This window comes from Nonomuraea sp. NEAU-A123, assembly GCF_018603905.1.
GTDB lineage: Bacteria > Actinomycetota > Actinomycetes > Streptosporangiales > Streptosporangiaceae > Nonomuraea.
The window spans coordinates 226,314-240,773 of record NZ_JAHFZZ010000008.1 but is presented as its reverse complement, the minus strand read 5'-3'; the positions used below and the strand labels follow the sequence as shown (position 1 = coordinate 240,773).

Genomic DNA, 14,460 nt, shown 5'->3' with positions numbered 1-14,460 from the left:
CCATGGCTACATATGTGATCGTCGGCGCGGGCCTGGCGGGGGCCAAGGCGGCGCAGACGTTGCGCGAAGAAGGCTCAGGCGATGAGATCGTCCTGATCGGCGCGGAGCCCGAACGCCCTTACGAGAGACCGCCCCTGTCGAAGGAATACCTGCTGGGCAAGAGCGAGCGGGAGAAGATCTTCGTCCACGGCGCCGACTGGTACGCCGACAACGACGTGGATCTCCGGACCGGCCTGCGGGTCACGCGCGTCGAGCTCGACGAGCACGCGGTCAGGTTCGCCGACGGCTCGAGCCAGCCGTACGACAAGCTGCTGATCGCGACGGGGGCGACGCCGAGGCGGCTGCCCGGCCCCGCCCTTTACCTGCGCACGGTCGGGGACAGCGAGGCGCTCAAGGCCCGCTTCGCCGACGCCGAGCGGGTGATCGTCGTCGGCGCGGGCTGGATCGGCCTGGAGACCGCCGCGGCCGCCCGCAAGGCCGGGTGCGAGGTCACGATCGTCGAACCCGACCCCACGCCGCTGTACCGGCCGCTCGGGCCCGAACTCGGCGAGGTCTTCGCCCGGCTGCACCGGCGCAACGGAGTCGACCTGCGCCCCGGTACCGGCGCCGCGGAGATCACCGAGACCGGCGTGCGGCTCAGCTCCGGCGAGCGCCTGACCGCCGACCTGGTGGTCGTCGGCATCGGCGCGGCGCCCGAGGTCGGCCTGGCCCGCGACGCCGGTCTGGAGGTCGGCAGCGGCATCCTGACGGACGCCGCCCTGCGCACCTCGCATCCCGACGTGTTCGCCGCGGGCGACGTCGCCGAGGCCTTCCACCCGCTGTACGGCCGGCGCATCCGGGTCGAACACTGGGCCAACGCGCTCAACGGCGGCCCCGTGGCGGCCCGGTCCATGCTGGGCCAGGACGTCACCTACGACCGCCTGCCGTACTTCTACACCGACCAGTACGACCTGGGCATGGAGTTCAACGGTGACATCCAGGGCTACGACGACGTTGTCTACCGGGGTTCGGTCCCCGATCAGGAGTTCGTCGCCTACTGGCTGCGCGAGGGCAAGGTCGTCGCCGGCATGAACGTCAACATCTGGGATGTCACCGGCGAGATCAAGGAACTCATCCGCTCCGGTGTGACCGTGGACCCGAAGGAGCTCACGTCGAATCGGTGATGATGATCGGGGTCTGAGACGGCTTGGCGCCGGTCTTCTTCTTTTTCTTCTTGGTGGTGGCGGTGGGTTCCGGCGCCTGCTTCGACGCGCACTGGACCGAGCAGGGCGGCGTCTCGCCCACCTTGCCGCGCAGCTTTAGCGTCTCCTCCTTCGGAGACAGCGTCTTGTTGCCGGACTGCCAGGCGTCGAGGTAGCCCCAGGGGTTCACCATGCCCCGGCGCACCCACCAGTAGGCGGGGCCGGTCTTCCAGGAGATCGCGAAGTACAGGTTCGGGGCGGTGGTGCCGGCGTTGCCGGAGTTGCCGACCCGGCCGAGCGTCTGCCCGACCTTCACCTTCACGCCCGGCTTGAGGCCGTCGGCCACGGTGTCGAGATGGCCGCCGAGGTAGCGGACGCCGTCTTCGCCGATGATCGTGACGTAGCGGCCCTCACGGGCGGCGCCCACGTCGGTGGCGGACGACCACCTGTTCAGGGTGTTGACCTCGTCGACCACTCCGTCGACGGGCGACACGAAGGCGCATCCCTTGGCCGCCCAGATCGTCGTCTTTGGGAGTACGAGGAGCTTGCGCTCGTAGGTCGTCCGGCAGCCCTGGACGGGGAAGGTGTAGGAGTACTTCGACACCTTCGGTGGCGGGATCTTGGTCGGATCCTCGCCCTTGGGCGGTGTCTCGGCCGACTGAGGGTCGGCCGACGGGATGGTGGCGGTGACGGACGGGCTGGCGCTCGCCGTGGTCGTGGTGGGTGACTGCGCGCTGACGCCCGCCACTCCGGTGGCCTGCGAGCACGCGCTCGCCAGAAGCGCGGCGCCCGCTAAGGCCGCCCATCGTCCGAGATGCCCCGCTCGCATGATCTCCACCCGTGTCGACGTTTCCACCGCTCCACCGCAAACATTTACCTTTGTAGCCGACCGGGGAAGTGCTACCGACATATTTCCCCCTTTCGCGACTCGACGGTGACATCCCCTTACCGCCAGGTCACCGTCACCTCACGGAGGGCAGTCATGAGCCCGGGTGGGGCCGGTTGTCGTAGCACGGGAATAGACTCACCGGCGTGGCTGGCCGGATCCGTGACGTCGACATCGCGCTCGTTCGTGAGCGATCGCCCATCGCCGATGTGATCGGCGAGCACATCCAGTTGCGCAACGCGGGGGGCGGCAACCTCAAGGGGTTGTGCCCGTTCCACGATGAGAAGAGCCCGTCCTTCAACGTGACGCCCGAGCGCGGCATGTACTTCTGCTTCGGCTGTAGCGAGGGCGGCGACGTCATCACGTTCGTCGAGAAGATCGAGCATCTGACGTTCGGCGAGGCGGTCGAGCGGCTGGCGCAGCGGGCCGGCATCCAGTTGCAGTACGAGCAGGGCGGCTACGTGCCGCGGCGCGACCACGGCGAGCGGGCCCGGCTGATCGAGGCGCACAAGGCCGCCGCCGAGTTCTACGTCGACAAGCTGCTCGGCCCGGACGCCGCGCCCGGGCGGCGGTTCCTGTCGGAGCGGGGGTTCGAGCGGGCCGACGCCGAGATGTTCGGCGTGGGTTACGCGCCCAACGAGTGGGAGGCGCTGGCTCGGCATCTCATGGGGCGCGGCTTCACCGCCGAGGAGATCGTCAAGGGCGGGCTGGCCAAGGAGGGGCGGCGCGGGCCGATCGACCGGTTCCGCGGGCGGCTGATCTGGCCGATCCGTGATGCGACGGGCGACGTGATCGGGTTCGGGGCGCGCAAGCTGCTCGACTCCGATGACGGGCCGAAATATCTCAACACCCCTGATTCCCCGCTCTACAAGAAGAGCCAGGTGCTCTACGGCATCGACCTGGCCAAGCGGGAGATCTCCAAGCGGTCCCAGGCGGTGATCGTCGAGGGTTACACCGACGTCATGTCCTGCCACCTGGCGGGGGTGCCGACGGCGGTCGCCACCTGCGGCACGTCGTTCGGCGAGGAGCACATCAAGATCCTGCGGCGCTTCCTGCTCGACCAGGCGGAGTTCCGCGGCGAGGTGATCTTCACCTTCGACGGCGACGCGGCCGGGCAGAAGGCGGCGCTGCGGGCGTTCGCCGACGAGCAGAAGTTCGTCACCCAGACCTACGTGGCCGTGCAGCCCGACGGGCTCGACCCGTGCGACCTGCGCGTCAAGCAGGGCGACGCGGCCGTGCGCGACCTGATCGCCAGCCGCGAGCCGCTGTTCCAGTTCGCCATCCGCAGCACGATCAGCCGCTACGACCTGCGCAGCAACGAAGGCAAGATCGCCGCGCTCGACGCGGCGGCGCCGATCGTGGCCGCGATCAAGGACGTCGGCCTGCGCAAGCGCTACGCGATCGACCTCGACCGGTGGCTCGGCTTCATGGACGAGCGGTTCGTCATGCAGCGCATCTCCGAGGTCGGCGGGGCCCAGCAGGGCCGCCCGCGGCGGGCGCCGAAGGCCGCGCCCGTCGACCCCAACGTGCGGGTCGAGGGTGAGCTGCTCAAACTGGCCATCCAGCGGCCCGCGCTGCTCGGCCCCCGCTTCGACGCGCTCGACCCGCGGGCGTTCACCGCGCCCGACCACGTCCTCGTGCACCAGGTGATCACCGCGGCGGGGGGCGCCGCGTCGGCCGGCCACGGCGGCCGGGAGTGGGTCGACCGGCTCCTGGAGCACTGTCTCGACGACGTGACGCGGGTGCTGGTGACCCGGTTCGCGGTCGAGGCGATCCGGGCCGACTCGCACACTGAGGAGCGCTACGGGGCGGCCATGCTGGCGGCGATCGAGGCCATCGCGGTCGATCGGGCGATCGCTCAGGTCAAGTCGCGCATCCAGCGGCTCAACCCGGTGGAGGAGCAGCAGGACTACAACCGGCTGTTCGGCGAATTGGTGGCGCTGGAGCAGCAGCGCAGGGTCCTCCGGGACCGGGCCGCGGGCAGCTGAGGAGTTTCGGCGGGGATGTGAGCACCCGCTTTGCTCACGGCGTCGGCGGATGAATGGGGCCTGTAACGGCTCGTTCAAGAGCTGCCGAGCAGAAGATGTCGGGAACTTGTTGAATCCAGCTGAGTGTGGCGGAATCCTTCATCCGCCATGCCGGACCTCGGAGTTAAGGGGCATCCGGGCAGGCTGCGCCATGCGACCGGCGACAACCCCGTACCGGACGCGTCTTACTCGACCGCGTAATTGACTTTACTTTCCTGATCAAAGTCCCGCTAAACCTTTAAGTGATCTCGTTTTGGTAAGGGTCACGGCCTTACCTTCGGTTACAAAAATGGGTCTGCCATTTTACGGAACCAATACTGCAGACTGTGTCCCGTGGGTGCATCGGTACTGCCAAGTGGACCGCCATCCGTAGATCAAGTGGCGGACCTCGTCGCGAAGGGAAGGGAGCGCGGAAGCGTAACCGTCGATGACGTCGCAGCCGCGCTTGACCGCTCAGAGCTCCCGTCCGACGCGTTGGAACGCGTCGTGCGGATGCTCGCCGAGAACGGCGTGGAGGTTCTCGAACCCCAGGGAGAGGAAGAGACCACCCGCGCCGACGAGGAAGACGTAGGCAAGCGGGCGCCGACCAGCGATCTTGTCCGTATATATCTGCGGGAGATCGGCCGGGTGCCGCTGCTCACAGCCGAAGAGGAGGTGGAGCTCGCCAAGTCGATCGAAGCCGGGCTGTTCGCCGAGGACAAGCTGGCCAGTGGAGTCTCGCGTCTGGCCTTCCCTGAGTTCAGGGAGCTCGTCTGGCAGGGAACCCGGGCGAAACAGCGCCTCATCGAGGCGAATCTCAGGCTCGTCGTCTCGATCGCCAAACGTTATGTGGGTCGTGGAATGCTCTTCCTGGACCTCATCCAGGAAGGCAACCTCGGGCTCATCCGCGCGGTCGAGAAGTTCGACTACACCAAGGGATACAAGTTCTCCACTTACGCCACGTGGTGGATCCGGCAGGCGATCACGCGGGCGATAGCCGACCAGGCGCGCACCATTCGCATTCCGGTGCACATGGTGGAGACGATCAACAAGCTCGTCAGAGTGCAGCGACAGCTCCACCAGGATCTGGGCCGTGAGCCCGCGCCCGAGGAGATCGCCAAGGAGATGGATCTCCCGGTCGATCGTGTGGTGGAGATCCAGCGCATCGCCCAGGAGCCGGTGTCACTGCAGTCGCCGATCGGTGAGGAAGACTCCGATCTCGGCGACTTCATCGAGGACGCCGACGCGGTCGTGCCCATGGAGGCGGCAGCCTTCATCATGCTGCAGGACCAGCTCGACGACATCCTGGCGACGCTGTCGGACCGTGAGCAGCGCATCATCCAGCTCCGCTTCGGCCTGGCCGACGGGCATCCGCGCACGCTGGAGGAGGTGGGCAGGGAGTTCGGCGTCACCAGGGAGCGCATCCGGCAGATCGAGTCGAAGACGCTGGCCAAGCTCCGCCACCCGACCAGGGCGCAGATGCTCCGCGACTATCTGGATTGACTCTCGCGGCGAAGAACGGCGGGCCCGGGGTTCTCCCCGGGCCCGCCGTCTTTCATGAACAGCCCTCGAACTGCGGGACCGCGATGGTGCTGAGGTTCAGACCGGCCTTGCTGAACCACTTGTGCAGCAGCTTCGAGGCCGTCCCGTCCTGGTACATGGTGGTGATCGCCCGGTTGACCGCCTCGCAGCCCGCGACGTCGCCCTTGTGCATGCCGACCCCGGTCCGCTGTTCGTTGAACTGGGCGTTGACCAGGCGCAGCCCGCTGCCGTCCTTGATGGCCAGCCCGGCCAGGATGACGTCGTTGGTGGTGATCGCGTCCACCCGGCGGTCCTTGAGCGCCGCCAGGCAGGCCGCGTAGTCGCTCACCGGCACCACCGACGCGGCCACCTTGCGCTCCTCCACGACCCGCTGCGCGGCGTTCGAGCCCTTCACCTCGCAGATCTTGCGGCCCTTGAGGTCGCGGACGTTCCCGATCGACGACTCGTCCGGCCGCACCAGGATGTCCTGGTAGGAGATGTGGTACGGCCCGGCGAACAGGACCTTCGCCTTGCGGTCCTGACTGATCGTGTACGTGGCCAGCACGAGGTCGGCCTTACCGTTGAGCAGGACCTTCTCCCGGTCGGCCGCCAAGACCGGGATGAACTCGAACTCCTTGCCCAGCTTCTGGGCGATGTAGCGGGCCACGTCCACGTCGAAGCCCTCGAAGGTGCCGTCGGGCATGCGTGCGCCGACCGACGGCAGGTCGGTACGGACCCCGATGACGATCTTGTCCTTGGACTCGATCGACTCCGAGCCGCCCATGCCGCACCCCCCGGCGAGCAGTGCCGTCAGGGCCAGCACCGCGGGTAGCAGCCGCTTCATCGATACTCCTTGAGCCGTGGCCACACCCCGGCGATGACCAGCAGGCCGAGGCCGCCGATCGCGAACGGGAGCAGCCGCCACAGGTTGTCGAGCGCGCTCTCGCCGGCGTCCGTGGCCTGCTTGAACACGGCCTCATGCTGCTCGGCGAGGTTCAGCAGCGCCTTGTCGTAGGCGTCGAAGGACTCGCGGACCGTCCCCAGCCTGGCCGAGACGGCCTCACTGGCCTGACCACTGGCGGCGAGGGCGCGGAACTTGGCGTCGGCGTCCTGGAAGCGGGTGTACGCGTCGAGCGCCCGCTCGCCGTCGCTGCCGCCGAGTTCGGTGCCCAGCAGGCCGAGGAAGTGCTTGGCGCCCTGCGCCACCTTGGCCTGGTAGCCGTCGAGGTTGCCCGCCTCCAGGTAGATCACCGACTGCGACTTGTCGAGGAAGGTGTGCTCGTAGGTGTCGGCCCGGCCCTTGTCGAGCAGGAACCGGCTCTGGTCGCCGTGCAGGCTGTTGCTGATCGCGCGAGCCCTGGCCAGCGTGAGCACCGAGTCGAAGCCGTAGGCCTTGGCGATGCGCAGCTCTTGCAGGTCCCGGCCGAGCACGTTCACCCCGGCGACCAGCGCGACGATGGTCACGACTGTCGCGGCCAGCAGCGCCGGCCCGAACACCCGGCGGAAGCGCCGCGCCAGGAAGACCTGCAGCCAGATCAGGCAGCCCAGCGCCAGCAGCCCGGCCACGATCACCGCGAACCGTACGGCCGGCACCATGACGCTCTTCTCGTCATAGGTGCGCCGCACGATCGTGCCGCTCTCCAGCGTCAGGTTGTAGGCCTGGGGGAGCAGGACCAGCCGCATCAGGTCGGTGGCCTGCCGGTACACCTCGACCACCTTCTGCGGCGGCGGGCCGGCCGCGTGATCGGCCTGGGTGTCGAGCAGCAGCGCCTGCCCGGCCAGTCGCTCGTAGCGGCCGAGGCCGTCGAGCACGGACTGGACGGTCTGCCGCTCGGCGGGGTTGTCGCCGGACAGCTCGAACGCCTTCAGCAGCGCCTGGTTGGCCTCGGAGCGCCGCCGTTCGTACTGGGCGATGGCGGCCTGGCGCTGCGTGCCGTACTCCTTGCCCATCAGCAGCGCGTCGGCGACCTGCGCGTCCATGTCGCTCAGCCCGAGATACAGGCCGGCGGTGGCGACCACCTGCGGGCCCGCGTCGCGGCCGATCACCGTCAGCCCGTCGCGCGCGCTCGTGCTCCCGGCCGCCAGCGCGGCGAAGAGCAGCGCCAGGGAGGCCACCGTGATGCCGGAGATGACCCGGATCCGGCCCGGCACGCTCCGGCGCGCCGGAGCCGGGGTCCCCGGAGGGGCTTGCAGGGTCTGGACGGCGGTCATGGTGTGCCCTCGCGGATCGTGATGACGGTCCACGCGCCGAGGTGGATGCGGTCGCCCGCGCCCACCCGGACCGGCACGTTGACGCTGACCGGCTTGCCGTTCACCTGGGTGCCGTTGGCGGAGCCCGGGTCGACGAGCGTCCACGAGCCGTCGTGCTGGGCCAGCAGCACGGCGTGCAGGTGGGACACACCGGGGTCCTCCGGCGGCCCGGTCAGGTCGATCTCCGGCCGCAGGTCGCGGCCCCGGCTGCGGCGGCCGATGCGTACCTGCTCGCCCGACAGCGCGAAGGACCGCTCGGGACAGTACGGCGGGAAGGCGACGACGTGGGCGTCGGGGCCGCCCTCGGCGATCACCTGGTCGTAGTAGGCGCGGTCGGCGGCCGTGACCGCCTCCCAGCGGGCTCCGGACACGGGCGCCAGCGAGGGCGCGGTGCCGGAGTAGTCGTGGCCGCACACCTCGCAGAACTGCCCGGCACGCGGCGTCTGACAGACGGGACAGCTCTCCACCGCTGCCCCGGCCCCGGCCCCGGCGGGCGCGGCGGAGCCGGCCGGGCTGGTGGCCGCGGCCGGGGCCGCGGAGCCGGCCATCTGGAGGCCGCAGACGTCGCAGTATTCGTCGTCACCCGACGCGTGGCCCTGTGGGCAGGTCGCCATCAGCTGCCCTCCCCGTCCTTGCGCAGCCTGCTGGTACGCACGGAGCCCGTGTCGAGCTCGATGGCGTCGGCCTTGTCGACGTTCCTGCGCAGCCGGGCGGTGCCGGAGGCCGGATCCACCTCGACGACCTTGTCGAGCAGCCTGGCCGTGTCCTCGCGCCCCGAATCGACGGCGAGCTGTTTGGCCTTGGCCAGCCGGGCCGTCGCTTTGTCGACGTCGCCGGCCGCGCGGGCGCTCAGCCCGTCCTGGATCAGCTCGTGCAGCTCGGCCTGGCCGGTGTAGTGGGCGACCTTGCCGTTGATCCGGGTGGACTGGGCGAGGTCGTCGGTCCACTGGGCGAGCACGTTGCCGCTGGCGAAGACCTCCTGGGTGTCGGGGCGGAGCAGCTTCACCCAGCCCGCGCGGATCTCGCTGCCGATCTGGCCGGGCGGCACCTCGACGCACAGGTGGTACTCGCGGTCCTCGGTGCCCCACGAGCCGGTCGGGTAGTCGCCGGTCAGCGGGTTCACGTCGGTGCGCTTGCCGGTCAGGTCGAGCAGCGTGGGCGAGACCTGCTTGACCCACTTGAGCGTCGCCGTCTGCGGCACCCACACCCGCATCACCAGCTCGGCCACGGTCTTGCTCATCGAGGTCTGGGTGAGCTTGCGGAAGAAGTCGGCCAGGTCGCCCTGGTTCCTGACGAAGTCGAACGTGCCCAGCAGCGCCTCGGCGATCTTGCGCAGCTCGGCGGGCACCCAGTCGTCGCCGACGCCGAGGCTGTCGCAGACGAACGCGCCCTCGCAGCGGGCCAGCGCGGCCGCGAACACGTCGGCGCGCTCGTTGTTCTGGCCGTCGGTCATCAGGATGGCGTGCCTGATCGCGTTCGGATGGGCCGACAGCATCTGGGCGGCCAGTTGCAGCCACTGGCCGATCGAGGTGCCGCCGCCGGCGGAGAGCTGGCCGATGGCCCGCTGCGCCTCGGCCCGGGTGGCCGCGTTGGCCCTGACCAGCTCGGGGCCGCGCGGGTAGACGACTTTGGCCCGGTCGGTTCCGGCGATCACCGCGAAGTGGACGCCGTCGCGCAGCGTCTGCACGGCCGTCGCGGCCGCCTGCCTGGCCTCCCGGATCTTGCCGCCGCTCATCGACCCGGACGTGTCGATGATGATCACTTCCGCGGCTTCGGCCGGGGCGGCGGCCGTGGTGGTGGTCACCTCGCCGGTGGAGTTGATCGTGAGGATGGCGTGCACCTCGCGCCCGTCGATCGGGAGGTACTTGTTCTGGTCGATGTGGAGGGTGAAGGTGGGCTGGTCACCCATGTGCGTCTCCTAGAGGGATCAGGACGATGGTCACGTTGTCTTGCCCGCCGGAGTCGAGCGCGTGCCGCAGCATCGCTCGGGCCATGTCCCGGGGGCTGCCGGTGGGCGGGAAGGTGTAGCCGTCGAGGTAGCGCCACAGGCCGTCGCTGCACACCAGCAGCAGGCCCGGGTGCTCCGGCTCCAGCACGCGGACGTGCGGGCGGACGTCGCCGTAGTCGGCGCCGAGCCAGGCGGTGATCTCGCCCGTGGGCGCGGCGTCGTCCTCGGTCAACTGGATGCCGGTCAGCCGGACGCCGGGCGGCGGGCCGGTCTCGGCGGGTCGGGTGCCGGCGGGCGGAAGTGTCCCGACCGGACGGGTGGCGGCGGTCGAATCGGCGTCGACCGGTGGGGTGGCGGCTGCCGGATCGGCGTCGACCGTTGCAGCGGGGTCGGCCGGTCGGATGCCGGCTGTCGGGTCGGCGTCGACCGGTTGGGTGTCGACGGTCGGATCTTTCGCGGCCGGTCGGACGCCGGGGGACAGCCAGTACGCGCGGGAGTCGCCCGCCCAGCCGAGCGTGATCCGGCCGCCTTCGACGACCGCCGAGACGTAGGTGCAGGCGGGGGCGTCGTCCACCGAGGTGGCCAGCTTGCCCACGGCCCGCCCGGCCAGGTTGAACGCCTCCTCGGCGGACAGGCCCCTGGCCAGAGCGGCGGAGGCCGTCTCCACGGCGACCGCCGACGCCTCGTCCGCGCGGGGCGAGCTGCCCACGCCGTCGCAGACCACAACGATGGTCTGCGTGTCCGTGGACAGCAGCGCCATCGCGTCCTCGTTGCGGCTGCGGCGCAGGCCCTTGTCGGTCACGCCCGCCGTGCCGTTGTCGAGCGCGAGCTCGGTGTGGTCCCGGCCGGTGGGCTGGCGCAGGCCGCACCGCTCGCAGTAGCCGTCCGCGTCCACAGCCGGGGCGCCGCAGGACGTACAGGAAGGTGCGCCGAGCGGATGACCGCACGCCTCGCAGAAGGCGTCACCGGTGAGCACAGGGGCCTCGCAGACCGGGCACCGCACGTCCGCCCGCGGGGCGGCGGTGTGGTCCATCACACCCACGTCCGGGGGCGGACGGCGTTGGCCTGGTCGACGAGGGCCTGACGCTCCTGGCGGGAGCTCGCGGCCACCGCCAGGCGGCGGAAGATGCCTTCCAGCCGCTTGCGTACGCCGGGTTCGGTGAACTCCGCGCCCGCCAGTTTCAGCCCGCCGGGCGGCTTGCCGCTGTCGAGCCAGGACAGCGCGCTCTCCAGCAGCTCGGCGATGAGCAGCTCGCGGCGGCGCGGGTCGAGGTGGGTGAGGTCGTCGAGGCGGTCGGCCGCGGCCGACAGCTCGTTCGGCTTGCCCGGGTCTGTGCCGGGCGCTCTGGCCACCGCGGCCACGACCGCGAGCTGCGCGGCCACCCGGTGGCTCGAGGTGACGGGCACCTCGTCGAGCACCCCGATCCGGCCCGCCCTGGCCAGCCCGAACGCGGCGCTCACGTAGGAGTGGTCGGTACGCCACACGCTCTCGTACCAGAGGACCGGGTTGTCGTTCATGCCCTCCAGCGCGAACGCCAGCCCCAGCTTGGGCGCGCACTCGCCGGGCAGCAGCGAGAAGCACTCGTCGAAGATCTGCGCCGCCCGGCCGGCCTGCCGCGCGGCCAGCAGGTGAACGGCCCGGTACCAGGTCACCCGCCAGTCGCCGGGCAGCGCCCGCTCGGCCTCGTCCAGCGCCTGGATCGCCTGGTCCGTGCCCTGCTCGGCGAGGAGCCGGGCCTTGGTCAGCAGCGTCTCGGGCGTCCGCGCCATCCCCTCGACCTGGCTGACCAGCACGTCGGGATCGCGGCCGACCAGGCCGGCCAGCGCGCCCGCCGCCGGGTCGGCGGGGTCCGCCAGCGGCACCGGCAGCGCGGCCGCCGCCTCCAGCGGGTCGAGCCCGTCGAACACCCGCCCGCGGTCGGCGGCCAGCGCCGCCCCCGCCGCGAGCCGCTCGGGCCCGAACATCGACGACTGCGCGGGGTACGGCACGCCGTCCGTCACCGCGCTGATCTCGCGCAGCACGCCGACGAGCTGTTCCTCCATCTCCTCCGCGCTCTGGAACCTGGCGGCGGGATCCGGCGCGGTCGCCCGGCGCAGCAGCCGCGCGAACGACTCGTTGCCGCAGTCCGCCGGCAGCGGGTTCTCCGCGCCGCCCTTGGCCGGGCTGAACGACGGGATGGTCAGGACCGCCAGCGTCCTGGCCACCGTGTACAGGTCGGAGGCGACGGACGAGGGCCGGGTGTCGAGCTCGGGCGCGTGGTAGCCGACCGTGGCCCAGGACGTGCCCGGCGGCGAGCCGACCCGCTGGACCGCGCCCAGGTCGATGAGCTTGAGCCGCCTGCCGACCCTGATCACGTTGGCCGGCTTGAGGTCGCAGTAGACCAGGCCCTGCTCGTGCAGGTAGCCGAACGCGCGCAGGATCTCCCGCCCGTACATCAGCGTCTCGCGCAGCGGCAACGGACCCTGGCGGCGCAGCTCGTGCAGCGACTGGCCGCCGACGTACTCCATGACGATGTAGCCGAGGCCGGCGGAGCGCTGGAAGTTGATGATCTTGACGATGTTCGGGTGGTCGACGGTGGTGAGGAACTTCCGCTCGGCCTCCGCGGCCGCCAGCGCTTCGGCGTCGGCGGTGTTCAGCAGGCCCTTGAGCACCACCCAGCGGCCGTCGAGGTTCTCGTCGGCGGCCAGGTAGATCCAGCCGAGGCCGCCGTGGGCCAGGCAGCCCAGCACCCGGTACTGGCCCGCCACCAGGTCGTCCTGGCCCAGCTTGGGGGTGAAGGAGAACTGGGTACGGCAGTGCGGGCAGAACCCGTCGGGCAGCCCGGCGCGTCCCTGCCTGGAGCGGCCGACCGGCTCGCCGCACGCCGGGTTGGCGCAGAACCGCTTCTCCTCCGGTACCTCGGGGTTGGCCATGATCGCGCTGGCCGGATCCCGGTAGGGCACCGACGGCAGGTCGGCCAGCTCGCCCAGCACGCCGGCCCGCGACCGGCTACTGCTCAGCGGGCCGGTCGTCGGCCGGCTCACCGGCCGGGTGTCAGGGGATGGCGTGGAGGCGGATGAGGGGGTGGAGACGGGTGCGGCGGCTGCCGCCGCGTGCCCGCACAGGTCGCAGTAGCCATCTTCGATCGTGCCCGTACAGCCTGGCTGGGCGCATCGGGTCATCGGCCACCTCCGTGGATCGCACGCTGGTACAGGTCGACGGCTTGTGCCGCCTTCGTCAGATCGCAGGGGGCGCTCCACAGCAGCAGCCGCGCCCGCTCGTACAGCCCGGTGGCGGCCGGGTCCTCCGCCAGGCCCTTGCGCACCGCCATCGCCTGGCACGCGCCGAGCAGCCCGCGCAGTTCGTCCCGTCTGCCGATCAGCCCGAACAGCGCCTTCGCCGTGGCCTGCGCCTGCTGGGCGGCCTGCTCGGCGCCCTGCTCCAGCGCCGTCAGCCGGCCGGACCTGTCGAGCCAGGTGCCGGTCGAGGCGTCGAGCGCGTCGAGCTCGCCGGCCAGCGCGTCCACCTTGCTACGCGGCTGTGCCTGCGGCGGCAGGGCGATCTTGGCGACGACCGTGCCGTGGGCCACTCTGGCACCGCTCTCGGCCGCCCGTACCCGGTCCAGCGCGGCCACCAGCTCCTCACGCCGCCTGCCGTACTCCTGGCTGACCCGCAGCGCCCGCTCCAGGTCCGCGCGGGCGCTCGCCAGGGTGCCGGCGACACGGGCCAGCTCGTGGTCGGGTGGGGCCGAGCCGAGGGGGTCTTCCAGTACGGCGGCGCGCATCCGCTTCAGATCGGTCTCCGCCTGGCTCAGGTCGAGGGTCTCGCCGAGCTGCCGCTGCAGGTCGTTCACCACACGCAGCTCGGCGTCGGCGGCGTCGAGGCGGGGCAGTGCCGCGGACCAGACCGTGTCGATCTTGGTCAGCACGTCCGTGGCCAGTTGGAAGGCGGCATCCATCCGGGCGACGGTCTCGTCCAGGGTGAGCCGCTCGTCCGCCTGGGGGAGCAGAGAGCGTTCCTCGACCGGTTTGGCGGCGGCCTTCAGGACCACCGAGCGGCCGACCAGCAGCTCGGTCAAGGTGACGAGCTGCTCCGCGCCGAGGCGGCCGCGGGGGCCCTTGACCTGCTCGGCCGTGCGTAATACGCCCCGGTAGGTGTCGTAAAGCGCCCACAACGCGGCGAGCGCGCTCTGTGCGGCGGCCCAGCGGGTCTGGGTCGGGCCGCGTAAGGAGGCGCCCTTGAGTAACTGATAGGTGGTGTGCGCTTCAAGATCGAGCAGGTCGCCGGAGATGCGGTCGCGCTCGTCGGAACGAGCGCGCAGCGCGTACTCCGCGCCCTCCCTGCTCATGGGTGGTCCGAGACTCATCACGCTCCCCGTGATACGGGCCCCCGCGCCCCGTTGTCTACCGGCTAAACGGTGAAACCGACCGGTTGGTTCCGAAGGTAGGGAAGACCCTGACTTGTCCCTGATTCAACCCTGTCTCACCTGCAATTCGCTTAAAGGATCTCGTAGCGTCTTAGCCATGGGACGCATACTTCTCGGAATCCTGGCGATCATCGCCGTGTTCATCCTCATCGGCCCCCTCGTGGGCTTCGCCTTCACGCTGCTCAAGTGGGGCATCATCATCGGTGCCGTGGCCTTCGGGATCATGCTCGTGTCCAAGTGGGTCCGGACGTAGCCGCCTGGC

At 70.5% G+C, this 14,460-nt stretch carries 12 protein-coding genes; 4 read left to right on the top strand and 8 right to left on the bottom strand.

Features of this window, described 5'->3' with window-relative positions; translation table 11 throughout:
- Positions 1-2 precede the first annotated feature (2 nt).
- Positions 3-1,163, top strand: coding sequence for an NAD(P)/FAD-dependent oxidoreductase (locus tag KLK06_RS26260; RefSeq protein WP_250906039.1), 1,161 nt, complete (start codon positions 3-5; stop codon positions 1,161-1,163).
- Here the strand turns inward: KLK06_RS26260 and KLK06_RS26255 are convergent.
- On the bottom strand, positions 1,147-2,037 hold the full coding sequence (locus KLK06_RS26255; protein WP_308168449.1) for a M23 family metallopeptidase: 891 nt from the start codon (positions 2,035-2,037) through the stop codon (positions 1,147-1,149). The two genes, KLK06_RS26260 and KLK06_RS26255, sit on opposite strands and share 17 nt — an antisense overlap.
- Before the next feature lie 176 nt (positions 2,038-2,213).
- Here KLK06_RS26255 and dnaG point away from each other — a divergent pair, with 176 nt between their 5' ends.
- Positions 2,214-4,055, top strand: a complete 1,842-nt coding sequence (gene dnaG / locus KLK06_RS26250; protein WP_214638281.1) for a DNA primase — start codon at positions 2,214-2,216, stop codon at positions 4,053-4,055.
- A gap of 417 nt (positions 4,056-4,472) precedes the next feature.
- Complete coding sequence (gene rpoD / locus KLK06_RS26245) at positions 4,473-5,576, top strand: RNA polymerase sigma factor RpoD (RefSeq protein ID WP_214638280.1); 1,104 nt, start codon at positions 4,473-4,475, stop codon at positions 5,574-5,576.
- A 52-nt stretch (positions 5,577-5,628) separates the two neighbouring features.
- Here rpoD and KLK06_RS26240 read toward each other — a convergent pair whose 3' ends face one another.
- From KLK06_RS26240 to KLK06_RS26210, 7 genes are read right to left on the bottom strand one after another with little or no spacing between them, the layout of a single operon-like run.
- A complete protein-coding gene (locus tag KLK06_RS26240) occupies positions 5,629-6,438 on the bottom strand; it encodes a glutamate ABC transporter substrate-binding protein (protein ID WP_214638279.1) in 810 nt (269 codons plus the stop codon).
- Positions 6,435-7,805 carry a hypothetical protein gene (locus tag KLK06_RS26235; protein WP_214638278.1) on the bottom strand — a complete coding sequence of 457 codons (1,371 nt, stop codon included), beginning with the start codon at positions 7,803-7,805 and terminating at the stop codon, positions 6,435-6,437. Before KLK06_RS26235 ends, KLK06_RS26240 begins: the two co-directional genes overlap by 4 nt.
- Entirely contained in the window at positions 7,802-8,458 is a 657-nt protein-coding gene (locus KLK06_RS26230) for an FHA domain-containing protein (RefSeq protein WP_214638277.1), read from the bottom strand. Before KLK06_RS26230 ends, KLK06_RS26235 begins: the two co-directional genes overlap by 4 nt.
- The gene (locus KLK06_RS26225; protein ID WP_214638276.1) at positions 8,458-9,753 is read right to left on the bottom strand and encodes a VWA domain-containing protein; all 1,296 of its coding nucleotides are present in this window, start codon (positions 9,751-9,753) and stop codon (positions 8,458-8,460) included. The genes KLK06_RS26230 and KLK06_RS26225 overlap by 1 nt, the downstream gene beginning before the upstream one ends.
- On the bottom strand, positions 9,746-10,825 hold the full coding sequence (locus KLK06_RS26220) for a protein phosphatase 2C domain-containing protein (RefSeq protein WP_214638275.1): 1,080 nt from the start codon (positions 10,823-10,825) through the stop codon (positions 9,746-9,748). Before KLK06_RS26220 ends, KLK06_RS26225 begins: the two co-directional genes overlap by 8 nt.
- Positions 10,825-12,954, bottom strand: coding sequence for a serine/threonine-protein kinase (locus KLK06_RS26215; RefSeq protein WP_214638274.1), 2,130 nt, complete (start codon positions 12,952-12,954; stop codon positions 10,825-10,827). Before KLK06_RS26215 ends, KLK06_RS26220 begins: the two co-directional genes overlap by 1 nt.
- Positions 12,951-14,138 (bottom strand): hypothetical protein, encoded by a 1,188-nt coding sequence (locus tag KLK06_RS26210; RefSeq protein ID WP_214638273.1) that lies wholly within the window; start codon positions 14,136-14,138, stop codon positions 12,951-12,953. Before KLK06_RS26210 ends, KLK06_RS26215 begins: the two co-directional genes overlap by 4 nt.
- 157 nt (positions 14,139-14,295) lie before the next feature.
- Between KLK06_RS26210 and KLK06_RS26205 the strand changes: the two genes are divergently transcribed.
- A complete protein-coding gene (locus KLK06_RS26205) occupies positions 14,296-14,451 on the top strand; it encodes a hypothetical protein (RefSeq protein ID WP_214638272.1) in 156 nt (51 codons plus the stop codon).
- The last annotated feature ends 9 nt before the right edge of the window (positions 14,452-14,460 follow it).

Bases quoted from the DNA above. Each gene is read 5' to 3' on its own strand.
- KLK06_RS26220 (WP_214638275.1), bottom strand. From the start codon at position 10,825: ATGGACCACACCGCCGCCCCGCGGGCGGACGTGCGGTGCCCGGTCTGC.
- KLK06_RS26235 (WP_214638278.1), bottom strand. From the start codon at position 7,805: ATGACCGCCGTCCAGACCCTGCAAGCCCCTCCGGGGACCCCGGCTCCG.
- KLK06_RS26210 (WP_214638273.1), bottom strand. From the start codon at position 14,138: ATGAGTCTCGGACCACCCATGAGCAGGGAGGGCGCGGAGTACGCGCTG.
- KLK06_RS26205 (WP_214638272.1), top strand. From the start codon at position 14,296: ATGGGACGCATACTTCTCGGAATCCTGGCGATCATCGCCGTGTTCATC.
- KLK06_RS26260 (WP_250906039.1), top strand. From the start codon at position 3: ATGGCTACATATGTGATCGTCGGCGCGGGCCTGGCGGGGGCCAAGGCG.
- KLK06_RS26215 (WP_214638274.1), bottom strand. From the start codon at position 12,954: ATGACCCGATGCGCCCAGCCAGGCTGTACGGGCACGATCGAAGATGGC.
- KLK06_RS26225 (WP_214638276.1), bottom strand. From the start codon at position 9,753: ATGGGTGACCAGCCCACCTTCACCCTCCACATCGACCAGAACAAGTAC.
- KLK06_RS26230 (WP_214638277.1), bottom strand. From the start codon at position 8,458: ATGGCGACCTGCCCACAGGGCCACGCGTCGGGTGACGACGAATACTGC.
- KLK06_RS26240 (WP_214638279.1), bottom strand. From the start codon at position 6,438: ATGAAGCGGCTGCTACCCGCGGTGCTGGCCCTGACGGCACTGCTCGCC.